This window comes from Mesorhizobium prunaredense, from assembly GCF_900156895.1.
In the GTDB taxonomy this organism is placed as follows: Bacteria; Pseudomonadota; Alphaproteobacteria; order Rhizobiales; family Rhizobiaceae; genus Mesorhizobium; species Mesorhizobium prunaredense.
The window spans coordinates 1-287 of the sequence record NZ_FTPD01000048.1 but is presented as its reverse complement, the minus strand read 5'-3'; the positions used below and the strand labels follow the sequence as shown (position 1 = coordinate 287).

The window sequence follows — 287 nt, the reverse complement described above, 5'->3', positions numbered from 1 at the left end:
AATGGATTGTGGCCTCGCGATTTTCCAGCAACCCCGCTTCCCCGAGCAGGACCGCGCCGGAACAGGCGCTGGCCAACATGGCGCCGTCCGCATGCGCCTGCCGCAGCCAGCGGGCCTCGGCATCATACTGCCCGGCGACGCTTTCGCCCGGATTGACGAAGAAATCGGGGATGCAGACGATGTCGGGTCGCGGGCAGTCGGAAAGCGCGTGGTCCGGGCGTACCCAGACGCCGTTTGCGGCGCGAAACGCGCTGCCGTCCCCAGCAACCACATAGGGCCGCATGCGC

Annotated in this window: 1 protein-coding gene; it reads right to left on the bottom strand. The window is 67.9% G+C overall.

Annotation, left to right across the window (positions count from 1 at the left end; genetic code table 11):
• Positions 1-287: type 1 glutamine amidotransferase family protein (locus BQ8794_RS27345; protein ID WP_210189869.1), on the bottom strand; the 287-nt coding region annotated here is incomplete at both ends.